Source organism: Prosthecobacter sp. (genome assembly GCF_020439865.1).
Taxonomy (GTDB): domain Bacteria; phylum Verrucomicrobiota; class Verrucomicrobiia; order Verrucomicrobiales; family Verrucomicrobiaceae; genus Prosthecobacter.
Genome location: NZ_JAGRPF010000088.1, coordinates 1 through 2,354, shown reverse-complemented (window position 1 = coordinate 2,354; position 2,354 = coordinate 1). Strand labels below are relative to the sequence as shown.

The following is a 2,354-nucleotide window of genomic DNA, read 5'->3' as shown; positions in this document are numbered from 1 at the left end:
TTCAACGGCCGGCGTGGCGCATTACGAGGCGATCATTCAACCGGCGAAAGACGCGCACTCGGGCAACAACCGTCATGAGGCGATGATCGAGATCGCCGGTGGTCCGCGAGTGCTGCTGCTGACGAATTACACGAATGATCCCGTGGCGGAGACGCTGCAACGACAGGGATTCACGGTCGAGACCGTCACGGAGCTGCGTTCGCTGCGTCCGGGTCAGATTGCGGGGGCGAAGTGTGTCATCTTCAACAACGTGCCCGCGTTTGAGCTGCCGTCCGACTTTCTGCCTGCGATGGACTTTTACGTGCGCGAGCAGGGCGGCAGTGTGTTGATGGCCGGTGGCAAGAAGAGCTTCGCCGCGGGTGGCTACTTCGAGTCTCCCCTCGATCCGCTGCTGCCGGTGTCGATGGAGTTGAAGCAGGAGCACCGCAAGCTCGTCGTCGCGATGGCGATCGTGATGGACCGCAGCGGGTCGATGGGCATGACGGTGCAGAACGGCTTCACGAAGATGCAGCTCGCGGACGAGGGCGCGGCAAACGCGATCCGCTTTCTCGGGCCGCAAGACTTGCTGACCGTTTTCGCCGTGGACAGCGAAGCGCATGAAATGGTGCCGCTGCAGCCGGTGGGACCGAACCGCGACAAGATGGAGAGCGCCGTGCGCCGCATCGAAAGCACGGGTGGCGGCATCTACGTTTACAACGGGCTGAAAGCAGCGTGGGACCAGCTCAAAAACGCGCCGGTGGGCCAGCGGCACATCATCCTCTTCTCCGACGCGGCGGATTCGGAGCAACCGGGCGACTATCAGAACCTCATCGACGAGATCCTCAAAAACAGCGGCACGGTCAGTGTGATTGCGCTCGGCACTCGGCGTGATGTGGATGCATGGATCCTCGATGACATCGCCAAGCGCGGCAAAGGGCGCATCTTCTACACGGACAAGGCTGAGGAACTGCCGAGCATCTTCAGCCAGGAGACGGTGGCCGTGGCGCGGAGCGCGTTCATCGCCGAAGCGGTGTCCGCCAAGGCGGCAGGCGGCTGGTTTGAGATCAGCAACCAAGTGATGGAGTGGCCGAAGGAGGTCGATGGTTTCAATCTCAGCTATCTGCGCGAATGGGCCAGCCAGGGGCTGATCACGCAGGATGAATACGCTGCGCCGCTCGTCGCCTTCGGACCGCGTGGCACGGGACGCACGGCGGCGGTGAGTTTTCCACTCGGCGGGGGGCACTCGCAGCGAGTGCGAGCATGGCCGAAGTATGGCGACTTTCTCCAGACGCAGGTGCGCTGGTTGATGGGCGAGGCCTTGCCGCCGGGGATCGGCGTGCGGCATCGCATCGATGGCAACACGCTCACGCTGGATTTGCTCTACGACGAGGAATGGGAACCTAAGCTGCGCGCCAAGGCCCCGCGGGTGGTGCTGGCGCATGGTCTGCGTGCGGAGTCGCAACATGAGCTCGCATGGGAACGCGTCGCGCCAGGGCATTTCCAGGCCAGCACGGAGCTGCCTGAAGGCGAGATGGTGCGTGGCGCGGTGCAGGTCGGAGGACAGGCGATCGCCTTCGGTCCGGCGATCGTCGGCACGAGCACAGAGTGGGCATTTGACGAGGAGCGCGTGGAGGAGCTGCGGCGCGTTTCGCTCGCGAGCGGCGGACGTGAGCTGCTGGAGATGAGCCAGGCGTGGCGCAGTCCGACGATTTCGCGATTTACCGATCTCAGCGTGTGGCTGTTCATTCTCACGTTACTGCTCGTGTTGTTTGAAGCCTTCGTGACCCGCACCGGCTGGAAGCTGCCACAACTGGCACGCACCGAGCCGAAAGCACGTCCGCTTGCGGCCAAACCACCGAAAGAGGCGGTGCAACATCGGGAACGTTTGCAAACTGCGCCGGCCAACACGGAGCCCAAGGCGGCGATCGCCTCGACGCCAGAGCCAAAGACTGCGCCCGTCACCGAAGCCGAGCGGCAAAACCGTTTTCGAAGGGCGAAAAAACGTTGATGCAAATCCGGCCTCGTGGCGACGTAGGTTTGAAGCACACCCTTCAACCGACGATCATCATGCCCAACTCACGCCGCTCCTTTCTGAAGAACTCCACGCTTGCTTCCGCCGCCGTCGCCTTTCCGGCTTTCGTCCGCGGTCAAAACCTGAACAGCAAGCTGCAGGTGGCCTGCGTCGGCGTGAACGGGATGGGCTTCAGCGATTTGAAGAACGTGGGAACGCACCCGGCAGTGAAGTTCGTCGGCTTCTGCGACGTGGACTCGAACCGTTTCGACAAGGCGGATGAGGCGCATCCGGGTGTGAAGCACTTCAGCGATTACCGCGAGATGTTCCGCACCTTGGGCGACGGTTTTGACGCAGTGACGGT

Annotated in this window: 2 protein-coding genes; both read left to right on the top strand. The window is 62.8% G+C overall.

Annotated features, from left to right (window positions below; all coding sequences use genetic code 11):
- The coding region (locus KDL09_RS09710; protein WP_294384292.1) for a vWA domain-containing protein at nt 1-1,987 on the top strand (1,987 nt) is incomplete at its 5' end.
- A 59-nt stretch (nt 1,988-2,046) separates the two neighbouring features.
- On the top strand, nt 2,047-2,354 hold a 308-nt coding region (locus KDL09_RS09705; RefSeq protein ID WP_294384291.1), incomplete at its 3' end, for a twin-arginine translocation signal domain-containing protein.